This window comes from Intestinimonas butyriciproducens, from assembly GCF_016901775.1.
Lineage (GTDB): Bacteria > Bacillota > Clostridia > Oscillospirales > Butyricicoccaceae > Pseudobutyricicoccus.
Genome location: NZ_JACJKW010000005.1, coordinates 48,345 through 64,871, shown reverse-complemented (window position 1 = coordinate 64,871; position 16,527 = coordinate 48,345). Strand labels below are relative to the sequence as shown.

At 57.7% G+C, this 16,527-nt stretch carries 12 protein-coding genes; 7 read left to right on the top strand and 5 right to left on the bottom strand.

Translation table 11 applies throughout. The annotated features are described in order from the left end of the window. Positions 1–122: 122 nt before the first annotated feature. Together H6A25_RS03810 and H6A25_RS03805 are read left to right on the top strand one after the other, a co-directional pair. The gene (locus H6A25_RS03810; protein WP_204750677.1) at positions 123–938 is read left to right on the top strand and encodes an undecaprenyl-diphosphate phosphatase; all 816 of its coding nucleotides are present in this window, start codon (positions 123–125) and stop codon (positions 936–938) included. Between the two features lie 228 nt (positions 939–1,166). Beyond that, on the top strand, positions 1,167–2,027 hold the full coding sequence (locus H6A25_RS03805) for an aminotransferase class IV (protein ID WP_204750676.1): 861 nt from the start codon (positions 1,167–1,169) through the stop codon (positions 2,025–2,027). Between the two features lie 105 nt (positions 2,028–2,132). On the opposite strand, the gene H6A25_RS03800 is transcribed toward H6A25_RS03805, so the two are convergent. The 4 genes from H6A25_RS03800 to H6A25_RS03785 all read right to left on the bottom strand — a co-directional run bounded on the left by H6A25_RS03800 (position 2,133) and on the right by H6A25_RS03785 (position 7,967). Beyond that, positions 2,133–4,814 carry a cation-translocating P-type ATPase gene (locus H6A25_RS03800; protein ID WP_204750675.1) on the bottom strand — a complete coding sequence of 894 codons (2,682 nt, stop codon included), beginning with the start codon at positions 4,812–4,814 and terminating at the stop codon, positions 2,133–2,135. A 178-nt stretch (positions 4,815–4,992) separates the two neighbouring features. Beyond that, the gene (locus H6A25_RS03795; protein WP_204750674.1) at positions 4,993–6,312 is read right to left on the bottom strand and encodes a chloride channel protein; all 1,320 of its coding nucleotides are present in this window, start codon (positions 6,310–6,312) and stop codon (positions 4,993–4,995) included. A gap of 19 nt (positions 6,313–6,331) precedes the next feature. After that, positions 6,332–6,754 carry a hypothetical protein gene (locus tag H6A25_RS03790; RefSeq protein ID WP_204750673.1) on the bottom strand — a complete coding sequence of 141 codons (423 nt, stop codon included), beginning with the start codon at positions 6,752–6,754 and terminating at the stop codon, positions 6,332–6,334. Positions 6,755–6,821: 67 nt separating this feature from the next. Then, positions 6,822–7,967 carry a glycerate kinase family protein gene (locus H6A25_RS03785; protein WP_204750672.1) on the bottom strand — a complete coding sequence of 382 codons (1,146 nt, stop codon included), beginning with the start codon at positions 7,965–7,967 and terminating at the stop codon, positions 6,822–6,824. A 240-nt stretch (positions 7,968–8,207) separates the two neighbouring features. Between H6A25_RS03785 and H6A25_RS03780 the strand changes: the two genes are divergently transcribed. The 5 genes from H6A25_RS03780 (at position 8,208) to H6A25_RS03760 (ending at position 14,144) form a co-directional block, all read left to right on the top strand. Further along, entirely contained in the window at positions 8,208–9,401 is a 1,194-nt protein-coding gene (locus tag H6A25_RS03780; RefSeq protein ID WP_204750671.1) for an FprA family A-type flavoprotein, read from the top strand. 173 nt (positions 9,402–9,574) lie between these two features. Then, positions 9,575–9,814 carry an NAD(P)H-dependent oxidoreductase subunit E gene (locus H6A25_RS03775; protein WP_118426798.1) on the top strand — a complete coding sequence of 80 codons (240 nt, stop codon included), beginning with the start codon at positions 9,575–9,577 and terminating at the stop codon, positions 9,812–9,814. Between the two features lie 4 nt (positions 9,815–9,818). Then, positions 9,819–11,513, top strand: coding sequence for a [Fe-Fe] hydrogenase large subunit C-terminal domain-containing protein (locus H6A25_RS03770; RefSeq protein ID WP_204750670.1), 1,695 nt, complete (start codon positions 9,819–9,821; stop codon positions 11,511–11,513). Beyond that, positions 11,510–12,679: a SpoIIE family protein phosphatase gene (locus H6A25_RS03765; RefSeq protein WP_204750669.1), complete on the top strand. Its 1,170-nt coding sequence runs from the start codon at positions 11,510–11,512 to the stop codon at positions 12,677–12,679. The genes H6A25_RS03770 and H6A25_RS03765 overlap by 4 nt, the downstream gene beginning before the upstream one ends. Positions 12,680–12,716: 37 nt before the next feature. Next, positions 12,717–14,144 carry a 4Fe-4S dicluster domain-containing protein gene (locus tag H6A25_RS03760; RefSeq protein WP_204750668.1) on the top strand — a complete coding sequence of 476 codons (1,428 nt, stop codon included), beginning with the start codon at positions 12,717–12,719 and terminating at the stop codon, positions 14,142–14,144. Positions 14,145–14,488: 344 nt separating this feature from the next. On the opposite strand, the gene H6A25_RS12710 is transcribed toward H6A25_RS03760, so the two are convergent. Beyond that, positions 14,489–16,510 carry a S9 family peptidase gene (locus H6A25_RS12710; RefSeq protein ID WP_243423222.1) on the bottom strand — a complete coding sequence of 674 codons (2,022 nt, stop codon included), beginning with the start codon at positions 16,508–16,510 and terminating at the stop codon, positions 14,489–14,491. Positions 16,511–16,527 lie beyond the last annotated feature (17 nt).

The following is a 16,527-nucleotide window of genomic DNA, read 5'->3' as shown; positions in this document are numbered from 1 at the left end:
CGGGGAAAGCCGCAAGTGGGGAAAAATCCCCGTGAATTTGGGAAACCCGGTTCTTTTTTCCCCCACTATGTGCTACAATGGCACAGACGGAAACTTTGACCCATATCCCAAGGAGGACTGCTATGCTTTTGATCGAACTTCTCAAGGCGGTGCTTTTCGGCCTGGTGCAGGGCATCACCGAATGGCTCCCCATCAGCTCCACCGGCCATATGATCCTGCTGGACGAGCTGGTCCATCTCCGCTGCACCCCGGAATTCTGGAACACCTTCCTGGTGGTGATCCAGCTAGGCTCCATTCTGGCGGTGGTGGTGCTTTATTTCCATCAGCTCAACCCCTTTTCTCCCAAAAAGGACCGGAACCAGAAGATCGATACCATTTCCCTATGGCTTCATATCATTGTGGCCGCCATTCCCGCCGGCGTGTTGGGCATCCTCTTCGATGAAGCAGTAGAGCGCATCAGCACCGCCTCCGTGGTGGCTCTGGCCCTTATCATTTACGGCATCGCCTTTCTGGTGCTGGAAAGAAACAAGCGCACGCCCAAGGTGGACCAAATCGACCGCCTGAGCTATAAGACCGCCTTTCTCATCGGCGTATTCCAGTGCCTCTCTTTGGTTCCCGGCACCTCCCGTTCCGGTTCTACCATCCTGGGCGCATCCATTCTGGGCTGCTCCCGGAAAGTGGCTTCGGAGTTTTCCTTCTTCCTGGCCATCCCGGTGATGCTGGGCGCCAGCTTCCTGCGGCTTTTGAAGGTGGGCTTTGCCTTTACCGGCGCTGAGTGGGCCGTGCTGCTCACCGGTGCTGTTGTGGCCTTCCTGGTCTCCCTCTTCGCCATCCGCTTCCTTCTGCACTATATCCGCCGCCACGATTTCACAGCCTTCGGCTGGTATCGCATCGTGCTGGGACTTCTGGTGCTGGGCTATTTCTATATCCTCAAATAATCTCATGCAAGGGCCAGCGGCTTGCTGCCGGCCCCATTCTTCTCTTTGCCCCGGCAGGTTTTCCATGCCCGGGCAAAGAATATTTTCCTGTGAGGTTATGGACCAGATACGCTTTTGACAGTCTAAGAGCCGGAGAAAATTTTTCCGGCTCTTTTCTCTTTTAAAGGGCTGTGGTATACTGCTTTCATCGGCCATTTTACAAAAATACAGAAAGGAAGGCACTTTCCCATGAAAAGTCTCGGCTATTACAACGGCAAGATCGGCGCTCCGGAGGAGCTTACCGTCCCCTTTACCGACCGGGGGCTTTATTTCGGCGACGGCGTCTACGACGCCACCACCTCGGCCAACCACATCCCCTTTGCCATCGATGATCACATCGACCGGTTTTTCCGCAGTTTCCAGGCCGCCCGCATCCCCTTTGCCATGAGCAAACAGGAGCTGCGCCAGCTTTTGTGCGACCTGTGCGCCCAGGTGGAGGACGGCTGCTATCTCCTTTACTGGCACACCACCCGAGGCTCGGGAGAGCGGAATCACGCCTTTCCTCCCCAGGGCACACCGGCCAATCTTCTGGTCTACCTCACCCCCTGTGAGATGACCCCGCCGGAAAAGGTGCTCACGCTGATGACCGCCCCCGATATCCGCCATCATATGCTCAATGTGAAGACCCTCAACCTGCTGCCCAATGTGCTCACCGCCCAGCAGGCCGTGGAGCAGGGTGTGGACGAAGCCGTCTATCACCGGGGGGATTATGTGACCGAAGGCTTCCACAGCAACATCATGATGATCAAGGACGGGGCGCTGTGCACCCCTCCCGCCGACAACCTGATCCTGCCGGGCATCACCCGCAAGCACCTGATGGAGCTGGCCCACAAGATGGACATTCCGGTGAAGGAGGCCCCCATCACCCTGAAAGAGCTGTTTGATGCCGACGAAGTGCTGGTGACCAACTCCGGTGCTTTGTGCAACCGGGTGAGCCACATCGACGGCAAGCCGGTGGGCGGCAAGGCCCAGGATCTGGTGAAGCGTCTCCAGGACGCCTATGCCGCCTGGTTCAACGAAGAGACTCACAGCCAGACCTTCTCCTGCTGATAAGCGGCGTGACCGCCTGTAAAACCCAAAAATGGCGTTGGCCGCTTTTCGCCACAGCGTAAAAAATCCCGGGGAAATCCCCGGGATTTTTTCTTTTGCTCTGAATTATTTTTTCTGGCTGCGCTTTTTGGAAGCGTGGCGGAACACCGGTACCAGCAGCTCATGGAGCACCATGGGCACGGCGGACACCGCCGTCAGAATGAGCCACTCGTTGAGATGCAGGCTGTATGTGCCAAACACCCGGACCAGGAAGGGAATCTCGGTCACAGCGATCTGAAGCACAAAGCCGATGATCACAGCCAGGATCATAAACCGGTTTTCCATCAGGTTGTTGCGGAACACCGATTTCTCCACATTGCGCATACCGATGGCATGGAACAGCTGGGAAATACCCAGCACGGTAAAGGCAAAGGTCTGGCTCTCGGCCAGAATGGCGCTGTCGCCCAGAATCTTGTCGATGGCGCCGATGGTAATCGCGCTGCCCTCCTGCAGAAGCATACGCACCGGCACAAAGAGGAACGCGCCCAGAGTCAAAAGACCGATCACCGCACCATAGAACAGCGTCATGGCCAGGCCGCCTTCGGCAAACAGGCTTTCCGAAGGATCCCGGGGCGGACGGCGCATGGTGAGTTTGGAGTCATTTTTGTCCACGCCCAGAGCCAGACCGGGCAGAGAGTCTGTGATCAGATTGACCCACAGGATGTGGATGGCTTTCAACGGCGCGGCCAGGCCCGCCAGAATGGCTACAAACATGGTGATGATCTCACCAAAGTTGGAAGAAAGCAGGAAGAGCACCGATTTTTTGATGTTGGCATAAATGCCCCGGCCCTCTTCGATGGCCTTCTGGATGGTGGCGAAGTTGTCGTCGGTGAGCACCATATCGGCGGCGGATTTGGCCACATCGGTGCCGGTGATGCCCATGGCCACGCCGATGTCGGCGGCCTTCAGGGAGGGGGCGTCATTGACGCCGTCACCGGTCATGGAAACGATATATCCCTTCTGCCGCAGGGCCTTGACAATCATTACCTTATGCTCGGGAGACACCCGGGCAAAGACCCGCAGATCGTCCACCACCCGGCTCAGCTGATCCACCGTCATGGTATCCAGCTGCTCGCCGGTCATGCACTGATTTTCTCTTTCGGCAATACCCAGTTCCCGGGCAATGGCAAAGGCGGTATCCTTGTGGTCGCCGGTGATCATCACGGTGCGCACCGAAGCACCCTTGAAGATCTCCACGGCGTCTTTGGCCTCGGGACGGGGCGGGTCAATCATGCCCACCAGACCCACAAAGGTCAGACGCTCTTCGCACACCTGGGGGGCATCGTCCCGGAAAGCCAGGGCCAGCACCCGCAGGGCATCCATGGACATTTCCCGCATGGCCGATGTGATCTTCTCTTTGTCCGCCGGGGTGATCTCACGCACCGTTCCCCGGTCCAGAATCCGGTCACAGTGCTTGAGCACCTGGTCGGGAGCACCCTTGGTAAAGGAGATATTCCCCTCCCCTTCCCGGTGCATGGTGGTCATCATCTTCCGGGTGGAGTCAAAGGCGATTTCATCGATACGGGGCAGTTTTTCCTCCAGTCCCTGACGGGTCAGCCCCAAAGGCGTGCCCATATCCAGCAAAGCGATTTCGGTGGGGTCGCCCAGCCGCTGGCCATTTTCGATGGAAGCGTCATTGCAGAGCATCATGCCTTCCACCAGACGGCGATGGGCTTTGCTGTCCATCTGATCGGCGGGGAAAATGGCCCCGTCGCAATAGGCCCGCACCACAGTCATTTTGTTCTGGGTCAGAGTACCTGTTTTATCGGAGCAAACCACGCTGACAGCGCCCAGGGTTTCCACCGAGGGCAGACGGCGCACAATGGTATTGACCTTGACCAGCCTCTGGACGCCCAGAGCCAGCACGATGGTCACCACAGCGGGCAGGCCTTCGGGCACAGCGGCCACCGCCAGAGAAATGGCAGTGATGAGCATTTCTGCCACATTCCGCCCCTGCACCAGGGCGATGAGGAACAGCGCCACGCACAAAGCAATGGCTACCACGCCCAGCATCTTGCCCAGGTCGGCCAGACGCTTTTGCAGCGGGGTCAGTTCTTCTTCCGATTCGTTGATCATCTGGGCGATGCGGCCGATCTGGGTATCCATACCGGTGGCTGCCACCACGCCTTCGCCCCGGCCATAGGTAACGCTTGTGGTCATATAACCCATGTTGATCCGGTCGCCCAAAGGAGCATCCTGGGGCAAAACGGCATTGCAATCCTTTTCCACCGGCACCGACTCGCCGGTAAGGGCCGATTCGTCCACTTTCAGGTTGGTGGTCTGGGTCAGGCGAAGGTCCGCAGGGATCTGCCGTCCCGCTTCCAGCACCACCACATCCCCCTTCACCAGTTCCGAAGCGGGGATCTCTTTCGTCACGCCGTCCCGGCGCACCATGGCCGTGGGGCTGGACAGCTTTTTCAAAGCCTCCAGAGCCTCCTGGGCTTTGCCCTCCTGCACCATGCCGATCACCGCGTTGAGCAGCACCACGATCAGCACAATGATGGCATCAGACACTTCCTTCAGCAGCAGGGAAATGGCCGCTGCCGCAAACAGGATGTAGATCATGGGTTCGTTGAGCTGGGAAAGGAACATCTGAAGTCTTGTCTTTCCCTTCTTTTCCACCAGGGCATTGGGGCCGTCTTTTTCCAGCCGGCTTTTGGCTTCCTGCTGGCTCAGGCCCTTTTGCAGATCGGTCTGCAGCTCCTGCTCCGTTTGAGAGACATTCTTGCTTTCAAACACCGCGTTCATCACCTCATCATGATTTTTCCTTCTTGCAATATACCCAAAAGAGAACCTTTTCAGCCTGCACACAAAAAGAGACTTTTTGCACACGAACTCCGTATGCAAAAAGTCTCGTTACCTCTCAGCAGGCCGTAAACGCAGGCGGGCGCCAGGATGTTGCGTTTACGCTTTGAACTACTCCCTTTTATGCTTTCATCTTACCGGTCCCGGCGCCGTTTGTCAAGCCTTTTTTGCCTGCGTCCAGCTGGCGGCGCAGCCGGCGGTAAATGGGCGGCATCCCCAGAAGGCCGGAAACCGCCTGGGCGGTAAGGCAAACTAGGAAGACGGCCAGCAGATGGGAAAAGGAGCCGGTCATCTCCAGGCAGAGTGCGGCGGCGGTAAGAGGGGCGCGCACCACGGCGGCAAAAAAGCCGCCCATGGCCAGAATCACCCAACTGGCCGCCCATTCTCCCGACAGGCCCACGCCTGCCATCAGACAGGCCCAGACGCCGCCCCACAGCGCCCCCATGGACAGCACCGGCAAAAAAAGCCCTCCAGGAGCACCAGAGCAGAAAGACAGGAGGGACAGAGCGGTTTTGGCGGCCAGCAGCCCCAGGAGCACGGACAGAACCGGCAAGCCCTCCACCAGCAGGCCCATAAGCCCTGCGCCGCTTCCCAAAGCCTCAGGCACCCAGAGCCCCAGCGCACCGGCAGCCAGAAAAGGAATGAGCATCCGTCCCGGCTCCCAGGAGATCCTGCCGTAAAGCCCTTGTCCCGCTGCCACGCCTTTGCTGTAAAGAGCTCCCAACACCCCCAGAAAGGCTCCCAGCAAAACCAGAATCCCTCCCATGCGCCAGCCCATCGGGCCATGCAGGGAGAAGCGGAACAGGGGTGTCAGGCCGAAAGGTGCGGAGGCCACATAATCGGCGCACACCGCCGCAGCCATGCAAGGAGTGAGCATCCGGGGCCGAAAGTCCCGGCGCAGGGCTTCCAGAGCAAAGAGGATACCGGCAAAAGGTGCATTGAAGGTGGCGGCAATGCCGGCGGCCGCACCGCAGGTGAGCATCAGCCGTCGCTCCTGTCTCTCCCGTTTTCCCAGCAGGGACAGTCCCTTGCCTGCCATGGCCCCCAGCTGCACCGAAGGGCCTGCCCGGCCCAGGGACAACCCGACCAGGGCGCATAGGGTACCGCCCAGGAATTTGGCCAGCACCGTCCGCAGCCAAGGAGCGTCAAAGGCTCCATCCAGCTCCCCCATCACCCGGGGCACACCGCCCCCTTTGATCTCCGGCGCCCAGCGGGTGAGCCGGTAAACCAAGAAGGCCAGGGCCATCAAAAGGGCAAACCACAACGGCAAAAACCAAAGATGGGTCCTCCCCATCTCCAGCCCCAGATCCAAAAGAACTCCGGCCCCCTCCAGGGCCAGACGGTAGCCCACGGCCAGACTCCCGGCCAGGAGGCCGCACATCGCCCCTTCCAGCAGATAAAAAAGCCCCTGCCGCCGCTCTTTCTCCTCTTCCCCGTTCACCGTGCTTCCTCCACTCTTTTTATTCTGCTCTTTCGTAGACAGTGGCCCCGGTATAGGTGATGGACAGGGTCATATCCACCACACTTTCCCTCTCGGGAAGTGAGAGATAGCCCCCATAAACCAGGCTCTGGTAGCCATAGTATTCGCCCACGATCTCAAAAGAAAACTCCGGATACCGGCGGATAAACTCCGAAAGGGGTATCTTTTCCCCTTGAAACGAGCCGAACCGGCCACAGTCGCTGAGAAAATGGATATAGGAAAAATCCTCGTCCACCTGCCGGATACTCACCTGGCCCTCTACCGGGCGAGGCGGTTGGGAAAGCTCCAGATATCCATCCTGAAAGAATAGACGCAGATCTCCATCCTCCCACACCATCCTATTCACCCGCCCGTCGTGCAGGCTATACGGGATGGAAGATTGAAAACGATAGACTACATCCACAAAACCGCCTCCTTTTTGCTGGCTATGGAAAACAGGCAGCAGATTTCATCACCTGCTGCCCGCTTGTTTAGTCCCGCTTTTCCTGTGCCGGCAGGAAATTGATCTTCTGCAGCTTGTTGTGCAAAAGCTCTGCGGCATTCATCATGGAATATTCCAAGGTCATGTCTTTTTCTTTCAGCTCATAGACGGCATCCACTCCGGCCTCCATCGCCTTTTCATAGCCCTGGCCTTTACTGCCCACCACGGCCACCACCCGGGCGCCGTATTTTTTGGCCACCTTGGCCACTTCCACCGGCAGCTTGCCCATCACCGACTGGGCGTCCATCCGGCCCTCTCCGGTGATGACCACATCAGGGCGCAGTTTCTGAAGCAGCGCTTCAAACCCCACCCCTTCATTGACGATCTGGAAGCCGGGAACCAGCTGAGCATCAAAGAACGCCATCAGCCCTGCGCCCATACCACCGGCCGCGCCGCTGCCCGGCGTATCCAGGATGTCTTTGCCCAGATCCTGCTTGACCACCTGGCTGAACCGGCGCAAGGCCTCGTCCAGCAGGGGCAGATCCTTGGGCTTGGCTCCCTTCTGAGGCCCGAACACATAGGCTGCTCCATGAGGTCCACACAGGGGATTGGACACATCGCAGGCCACCTGGAACTTGGCCTGACGCACCTTGGGATTCATGGTGGAAAGATCGATGGAATGGAGCTTCAGAAGCCCCGCCGCCCCCGACGGGATGGGGACCCCATCCTTATCCAGCAGCTGAGCCCCCAGAGCCTCCACCATGCCGGCGCCGCCGTCGTTGGTGGCGCTGCCGCCGATGCCCATGATAAACTGGGTGCATCCTTTTTCCAGGGCATCCTCGATCAGCTCTCCCACGCCATAGGTGGTGGAAGTAAAGGGATCCCGCTTCCAGGACGGGATCAGCGGGAGACCGGCGGCGCTGGACATTTCGATCACCGCCGTTTTGCCGTCGCCCATGATGCCATAGGCCGCCATGGTCTTGTCAAACAAGGGGCCGGTGACCCAGCAGCTCTGTTTTTTGCCGCCGGTGGCCAGAATCAGGGCCTCCACCGTGCCCTCGCCGCCGTCGGCCATAGGCACCTTGTACACCGTAAGCCCGGGGAACCGCTCCAGCAAAGCGCTCTCCGCCGTATCACAGAAATTTTTCGAAGTCAGGCTGCCCTTGAACGAATCGGGCGCAACCACAAAAATCATTTTTTCTTCCCTCCGCGCGATGCGCAAATTTTCCCTCACTCACAACAAACTGCCTCCCATTCTCCTTCTGAAAAGGGCGGCTAGCTTATTGGATAGACTCTACTATACAACACCCGCTGGAAAAATGCAAAAAAAATCATGTGAAATCTGTGAGAAAACCCTTGAAAATTTGACAGGATATAGTATACTGTTTCGGTAAACAATGATTTTTTCATTGATTATAGAAAGGACGGAGATTTCATGAAAGCATTGCAAGCCACAGAACATATCTGGTGGGTGGGAGCTCTGGACCCGGATCTGCGGGTCTTTGACATTGTCATGCACTCCGATCATGGCACCAGCTACAACTCCTATCTGCTGCGGGGCAGCAAAAAGACCGCCCTGTTTGAAACAGTAAAAGATAAATTTTTCGATGAACATCTGGAAAAGATCCGCCAGGTGATGGATCCCTCGGAGATCGACTACATCGTTGTGGACCACACCGAACCCGATCACTCCGGCTCGGTGGCCCGGATGCTGGAGATCGCCCCCAACGCCACCGTGCTGGGCACCCAGACCGCCCTGTCCTTTTTGCAGGAGATCGTCAATAAGCCCTTCCCCTGCCAGGCTGTCACCGAAAAAGACGAGATCGACCTGGGCGGCCTGACCCTCCGCTTCCTCCAGGTGCCCATGCTCCACTGGCCCGACTCCATGTACACCTATTGCCCCGAAGAAAAGGCCCTCTTCTCCTGCGACAGCTTCGGCTGCCATTACAGCGATGAGCGGGTGTTCAACGATCGGATCGACGGGGATTTCACCGAAGCTTATAAATACTACTTCGACAATATCATCGGGCCTTATAAGAACCCCCATATGCTGGGAGCTCTGAAGAAGATCGAAAACCTGGACATCCAGTTTATCGGCAATGGCCACGGTCCTGTGCTGCGCCGGGATATCCCCAAATATCTGGAGATGTACCGCACCTGGTCCCAGCCGGAAGCCAAAAAAGAGCCCATGGCTGCCATCTGCTATGTGTCTGCCTATGGCTACACCCGTCAGCTGGCCGAAAACATCGCCCAGGGCATCCGGGAAGGCGGCGTTTCCGATGTGCGTATGTTCGACCTGGTCACCGACGACAAGCAGGAGGCCTTCCAGGCCATCGTCCAGTCCGACGGTTTCCTGCTGGGCTCCCCCACCCTCATCGGCGATGCGCTGCCCCCTGTGTATGAAATGCTGCTGGGGCTCAACCCGGTGATTCACCGGGGCAAGGTGGCCGGCGCCTTCGGCTCCTTTGCCTGGAGCGGCGAGGCCGTGCCCAACCTGATGGAACGGCTCAAGTCCCTGCGCTTCAAGCTCCCCCTGCCCGGCCTGCGGGTCAAGCTGAAGCCCACCGAAGAGGATCTGGCAAATGCCCGTGAAATGGGAAAAGAATTTGCTCAGGCTCTGAAAAAGTAAAAAAAATTTTTCGCCCCCATCTGTTCCGGTGGGGGCTTTTTTCTGTCTTTTCTTCCTCTTTCTCCCTTTTGCTCTGTTCAATCCTGAGCGTATCTGATATAATACTTCCGAACTGAAAAAGGGGGAGCTTTCCCCCGTTTCTCCCCATTCTTATTCCAAGGAGGCCACCTGCTATGATGATACAAGTTTGCATCGGCAGTTCCTGCCATGTAAAGGGTTCTTACGAAGTCAAAACCATCTTCGAAAACCTGATCCGTGAAAACCAGCTGGAAGAGCAGATCACCCTGCGCCCCGCTTTCTGCCTGGGCAACTGCGGCGAAGGGGTGAGCGTCAAAATCGATGGGGAGCCCATCAGCGGCGTCACCACCGAAAATGCCGCCGACATCTTCCGCCAGTATGTGCTGAAAGGATAAGGCCATGGATGTTCTGCGCTTTCAGAAAGCCAACTGTAAGGACTGCTATAAATGCATCCGCCGGTGTGCGGTGAAAGCCATCGCCATGCGGGATCATCACACCGAGGTCATCGATGAGGACTGCGTCCTCTGCGGCCGGTGTGTGCTGGCCTGCCCCCAATATGCCAACCAGGCCCGGTGGGATATCCAGCCGGTGCGCCAGCTGCTCCAGTCGGGAAAGCCGGTATACGCCATGGTGGCGCCATCCTTTTCCTTCCAATACGGCCCCGATGAATTCGGGCCGCTGCGCCGTCAGCTGATGACCCTGGGCTTTGCCGACGCCTTTGAATCGGCAGAGGGCGCCTGCCTGGTGAAAACCCAGTATGAAAACCTGGTGGCCCAAGGGGACCGGGATGTGATCCTTTCTTCCTGCTGCCCCTCGGTGGTGCTGCTCATCGAGCGGCATTTCCCCTCTCTTACGCCCCTGCTGGCCCCGGTGCTCTCCCCCATGCAGGCCGAGGCCAAGCTGCTGCGCCGCCGCTTTGGCCCCGATGCCGCCATCGTCTACATCGGCTCCTGCATCGCCGCCAAAAACGAATGCGATGAGAACCCGGGTCTCACCGATTACGCTCTGACTTATGATGAGCTCAACGCCCTTTTTGTCAGCAATAAATTGCCGGTGGATCTTCACGGCGCCCAGTGCAGCCCGGAGCCCCGGCGGCGCAGCCGCTCCTTCCCCCTGCCGGGAGGGGTCATCGGCTGCATGAACAAACAGGAGGATTATTCCTATCTGTCGGTGGACGGTCTGGAAAACTGCATCGCCGCCCTGAATGAGATCAAGGCCGGCCGGCTGCACCGTTGCTTCATCGAACTGCGTGCCTGCACCGGTTCCTGTGCCGGCGGCCCCAAAATGAGTGCCGACGCCCGCAACCGGCTGGAAGGGCGCATCCGCATTGCCCATACTGCCGACACTCTGGAAGACTTTCCTCCCCAGCCCACTTTGCCCCTGGAACGCACCTTCCATCCCCGCTATTCTCAGGCCAAAATGCCCACCGAAGAAGAGATCCAGGATATTTTGCGGAAACTGGGCAAAAACAGCCCGGCGGATGAGCTGAACTGCGGTACCTGCGGCTACTCCACCTGCCGGGAAAAAGCCATTGCCATCTTCCAGGGCAAGGCCGATATCACCATGTGCCTGCCCTATATGAAAAAACGGGCGGAATCCCTGTCCGACAAAATCATCAGCAACTCCCCCAACGCCATTCTGGCCGTGGACAGCGCCCTGCGCATCAAACTGGCCAACCGGGCCCTGGCTGACATTCTCGGTCTGCCCGGGGACACGGTGTTCACCGGCCGTCAGGTCTCTGACCTGATGGATGACTTCGAATTCATTACCGCCTTTTCTTCCGGGGAGCACACCAAGGCCCGCAAAACCTATCTGGAAGCTTACGACAAATATGTGGAGCAGGTCTTTATCTCCGATGAAAGCAACAACCTGGTGATCTGCCTGATGAAGGACATCACCCAGGCGGAAAAAACCCGTCTGTCCCTGCAAAAAACCAAAAGCGAGGCCGTGGAAATCACCGACCAGATCATTGCAAAACAAATGCGCATCGTCCATGAGATCGCTTCTCTCCTGGGCGAGACGGCAGCCGAAACCAAGGTGGCCCTCACCCAGCTGAAAAACACCGTGGCCATGGAAGAGGAAAAACTGCCATGAACACATTATGTATGGAAAGCGGCTTTGTCAGCCTGAACAAGCAAGGAGAAGATCTGTGCGGCGATTTTTTCACCACGGTCTCCGACGATGACGCCACCACCTTTGTGCTCTCCGACGGCATGGGCAGCGGGGTCAAGGCCAACATCTTAGCCACCCTCACCGCCAAGATTTTAGCCACCATGACGGCCAACCATCTGTCCATCCGGGACAGCGTTACCACCCTGGCCCAGACTCTGCCGGTGTGCAGCGTGCGCAAGCTGGCCTATTCCACCTTCACGCTGATGCAGGTACTTCCCGACTGGCAGGTCTACCTGGCCCAGTTTGACAATCCCCAGGCCATTTTGCTGCGGGACGGCAAAAGCGTAGAGTATCCCACCCAGGAACTGATGGTGGGCGACAAGCGGATACTGGAAAGCCGCCTGACTCTGCAAAGCGGCGATGTGTTCCTGCTGATGACCGATGGAGTCACCCATGCCGGACTGGGGAACCTGATCCCTGATGGCTGGCAGCGGGAAGGGGTACTTCAGTATGTGGAAGAGATTTACACTCCGGAGATTTCGGCCAAGAACCTGGCCGCCCGGGTGGCCGATGCCTGCCGGGATCTGTATCTGGAGCGCATCGACGACGATGTGACGGTGGCCGTATTCAAAATGCGTACCCGGCAGGCGGTCAATCTTCTGGTGGGGCCGCCCCGTCAGCACGAGGATGACGAAGCCTTTATGCATCGTTTCTTTGCCAGCGAGGGAACCCATATCGTCTGCGGCGGCAGCACCGCCCAGATGGTCAGCCGCTATCTGGGGCGTCAGTTGATCATCAGCGAGGATTATGTGGACCCGGACATTCCGCCGGTAGCCAAGATCCGGGGCATCGACCTGGTCACCGAGGGCATCGTCACCCTCAGCCGGGTGCTGGAAATATCCAGCCGCTATGCTTCCTCCCAATCCATTCCCTCTCACTGGGACACCCGCAGCGACGCCGCTACCCAGATCGCCCGGGTGCTGCTGGAAGACGCCACCGATATCCACTTTTTTGTGGGCAGGGCGGTAAACCCCTCCCACCAATCCCCCTCCCTGCACATCGATTTTTCTCTCAAAATGAGCATCATTGAAAAATTGGAAAAAATCCTGCGTGAAATGGGCAAACGGGTCACAGTGGAATACTGCTGATCTTTCCCGAAAAGAAAACAGGAAAGGAACGAATATTATGGTTTTTGATACACAAGTACAGGAACTGAAATACCAGGCCCTCAAGGAAGTGGCCACTTTGGCCTGGCAAGACAATCTGGCCCGGGGGCTTCTGGGCAGCGCCGCCCGGCTGATTCCCGGCCCTCAGCCCACCATGCGCTGCTGCATCTACAAAGAACGGGCCATCATGGAAGAGCGCCTGCGCATGGCTATGGGCGGCGATCCGGAAAACGACAATGTGATCGAGGTCATCGACATCGCCTGTGACGAATGTCCCGTGGCCGGCATCCGGGTCACCGAATCCTGCCGTGGCTGCATCGCCCACCGGTGTATGAACGCCTGTCCTAAGGGAGCCATCTCCATTGTGAATCACCGGGCCGTCATCGATCAGGAAAAGTGCATCGAGTGCGGACGCTGTGTCAGCGCCTGCCCCTACAGCGCCATCGTCAAATCCTCCCGTCCCTGTGAAAACGCCTGCAAGGTGGGCGCTATCCACATGGACGAAAACAAAAAGGCCTCCATTGACAACCAAAAGTGTATCGCTTGCGGCGCCTGTGTCTACCAGTGTCCTTTCGGCGCCATTTCCGACAAATCCTTCATCCTGGACTGCATCGACCTGATCCAGAAATCGGAAAACAACCAGAAATACCAGGTCTTTGCCATTGTGGCTCCTTCCATTTCCAGCCAGTTCCATCATGCCACGGTGGAGCAGGTGGTTTCCGGCCTGAAGGCCCTGGGCTTCTTCAATGTGGTGGAAGTGGCCCTGGGTGCCGATATGGTGGCCTGGCGGGAGGCCCAGGAGCTGGCCGAAAAGAAATTCCTCACCAGTTCCTGCTGCCCGGCTTTCGTGGATTACATCCGCAAAAGTTTCCCCGACATGGCCCAGCATATCTCCCACAACCTGTCCCCCATGGGCGAGATCGCCAAGTACATCAAGCGCATCCATCCCGGCTGCAAAGTGGTGTTCATCGGCCCCTGCACCGCCAAAAAAGCCGAGCGGAAACAGGAGCGGGTGAAGGATCTGGTGGACTGCGTCCTCACCTTTGAGGAATTGCAGGCCCTCTTCGACAGCAAGGAGATCGACCTTGCTTCCCTTCCCGGTGAGGCCCTGGACAACGCCTCCTATTTTGGCCGGGTCTTTGCCCGCAGCGGCGGTCTGGCCGTGGCAGTGGAAGAGGCCCTGAAGGAATGTGGCATCTCCCCGGACGAGTTCACCCTCAACGCCATTTCCTGCAACGGCATCACCGAATGCAAAGCCGCCCTGCTCCGAGCCAGCAAGAATGTGCTGCCCAACAACTTCATCGAGGGTATGGCCTGCGAAAGCGGCTGCATCGGCGGCGCAGGCTGCATCACCCACGGGCCCAAGAGCAAGGCCGATGTGGACAAATACGGCCACGAGGCCATGGAAAAGACCATCAAGGACGCCATCGAAATCCTGAACTTCTAGGCAGCGTGACGCTGCACCCATACTGCGCTGCCGCGCTGGGCAACAGAACCAAGGCCGATTGACTGCAATCCAGCAAAGAGAGGAACAGCAGCGGGGCTACCCCGCCGCCGCAGCCAAAACTTTCTTTGCCCAGGCAAATACAACCGGCAATGGCAAAGAGCGGAACGACAGCGGGGTGGCGTGGCGCCGCAGCCATACTGCGCTGCCGCGCTGAGCAATAGAATAAAGCTTAATTAGCTACAATCCGGCATACAAAAAGTCCCTCCTGATCAGGAGGGACTTTTTTCATGTTGATTTTGTGCGCTGCATCCGGGGCTAAAACACAATGCCCGAAAATACCTCGCTTATTTTTCCATGATGTAGCCGAAGAGCCAGTCGTTGATCTCGTTCATCCGGCGGATACGATGCTTGGGTTTGCCGGAACGGGACAGCTCATGGTTTTCCCCGTGGAAGATGCACATTCTGGTGGGAACCCCCTTCAGCTGCAGAGCCGAATACATCTGGATGCCTTCGGGCAGCCAGCAACGGTAGTCCTCATCGGAATGGATGAACAGGGTGGGAGTCTCGGCGTTCATGGCATACTGCAGGGGAGAAGCTCTCCACAGGCCTTCCAGGTTGTTCCAGGGGGTGGCGCCGCCCATTTCACGCTGGCCAAACCAGGGACCGATGTCGCACACGCCATAGAAGCTGACCCAGTTGGAGATGGAACGCTGGGAGGCCGCCGCCTTGAACCGGTTGGTGTGGCCGATGATCCAGTTGGTCATAAAGCCGCCGTAGGAACCGCCGGTGACACCCAGCCGCTTCTCGTCGATCTGGGGATATTTCTTCAGCACTTCATCGGTGAAGGCCATCAGGTCATCATAGTCGATGGTGCCGTATTTGCCCCGGATGTCGGCAAATTCCTCGCCCCGGGCGGAAGAGCCTCTGGGGTTGCAGAAGAATACAAAGCTGCCGGCGCTGGCCATGACCTGCATCTCATGCATAAAGCCGCCGCAGTAGTTGGTGCGGGGACCGCCGTGGATTTCCAGGATGCCGGGATACTTTTTCTTGTCGTCATAATCCATGGGCAGCAGCACGAAGCCATCGATGCGCACGCCGTCCTTGTTCACGAAGGACAGGGGCTGAGGCTCGGCCACATACTTGTCTTTGAAGAAAGCGGTGTTGAACTGGCTCAGCTGCTTGTATTCGCCATTCTCCACATTGACTTCATAGACTTCCTGAAGCTTTGTGCCGTTGAGGCCCACGGTGAAGAACCGTCCTTCGCTGGCGCCAAAGAAGTCCACGCCAAAGGCAGGAGCGGTGATATGATGCAGCTGCTTTTCGCCCCGCTTCAGGGAGCACAGGCCGCTGGTATTGTCATAGGAGGTGACCAGATACAGAACGCCGTCCACCGCCTTCATGGAGTTGCCGCCGCCATAGCGCACATCGCAGCCGGTGGTGCAGCCCAGTTCCTCGGGGATGCCTTCGTAAACAGCTTCCACCTTACCGCCCTTGAGGGACACGGCATACAGGTTGTTGCCCGGGGCCGGATAGCCGTCCTTGATGGGGTTGGCGCTGAAAACGATTTCCCCATGGGCGTTATCAAAGCAGAAATTGCCGATGCTGTAAGTGCCGTCTTCCACCAGGCAGCTGGTCTCTCCGGTCTCCACATCATAGAGATAGAGGGCGCTGCTCTGGGCCCGACGGGCGTTGAAGGTGTGGCCGGTGTAAGCCACCTTGCCGCACTTGGAGCAGAACTTTACGCCGCCCACATCAAACAGGGGCTCGGTGAGGGCCTGCAGCTTCTTTTTCTTGGCATTATACAGATAGAGACGGTTGCGCTTTTTGTTGATAAAGCCCCGGCCGTTGAACCAGAAGGGCAGCTCATCCACCACTTCATAGTCCTTTTCCTCTTCCCAGGCCTTCTTGGCTGCCGCCAGCTTATCCCCCTTGAGGGCGGCAAAATCCGGACGGGCATTGTCAAACAGGGCAGCGATCAGGTACAGATCCTTGCCCACTTTTTTGGCTGTGGCGCCGTTGAGAGGCACCCGGAACAGCTCCTTGGCTTCGCCGCCCTCCAGGCTGATTTCGTAAAAGACGGTGAGCATTTCGCCCTTCTGCACCTTTTTCTTGTCGCTTTCGGCCCGCACACCGGGGAAAATCACCGATTTGGGGCTGTTGAAATCAAAGGAACGCTCGCTGTTGCCGGAAGTCAGCTGTCTGAAAGCGCCCTTTTTGGTGTTGAAAGCCCACAGGTTTGAGTGGTAGCTGTTGCTTTCCACATCGGCCTGAGAAACGCAGAGCACGCCATACTTTCCATCAGGAGAAAATTCCATGTTGGAGAGCATTTTGTAATTGGCAAAGTCAGGAACTTTGATCGGTTTCATACTGCTCAGTCTCCTTT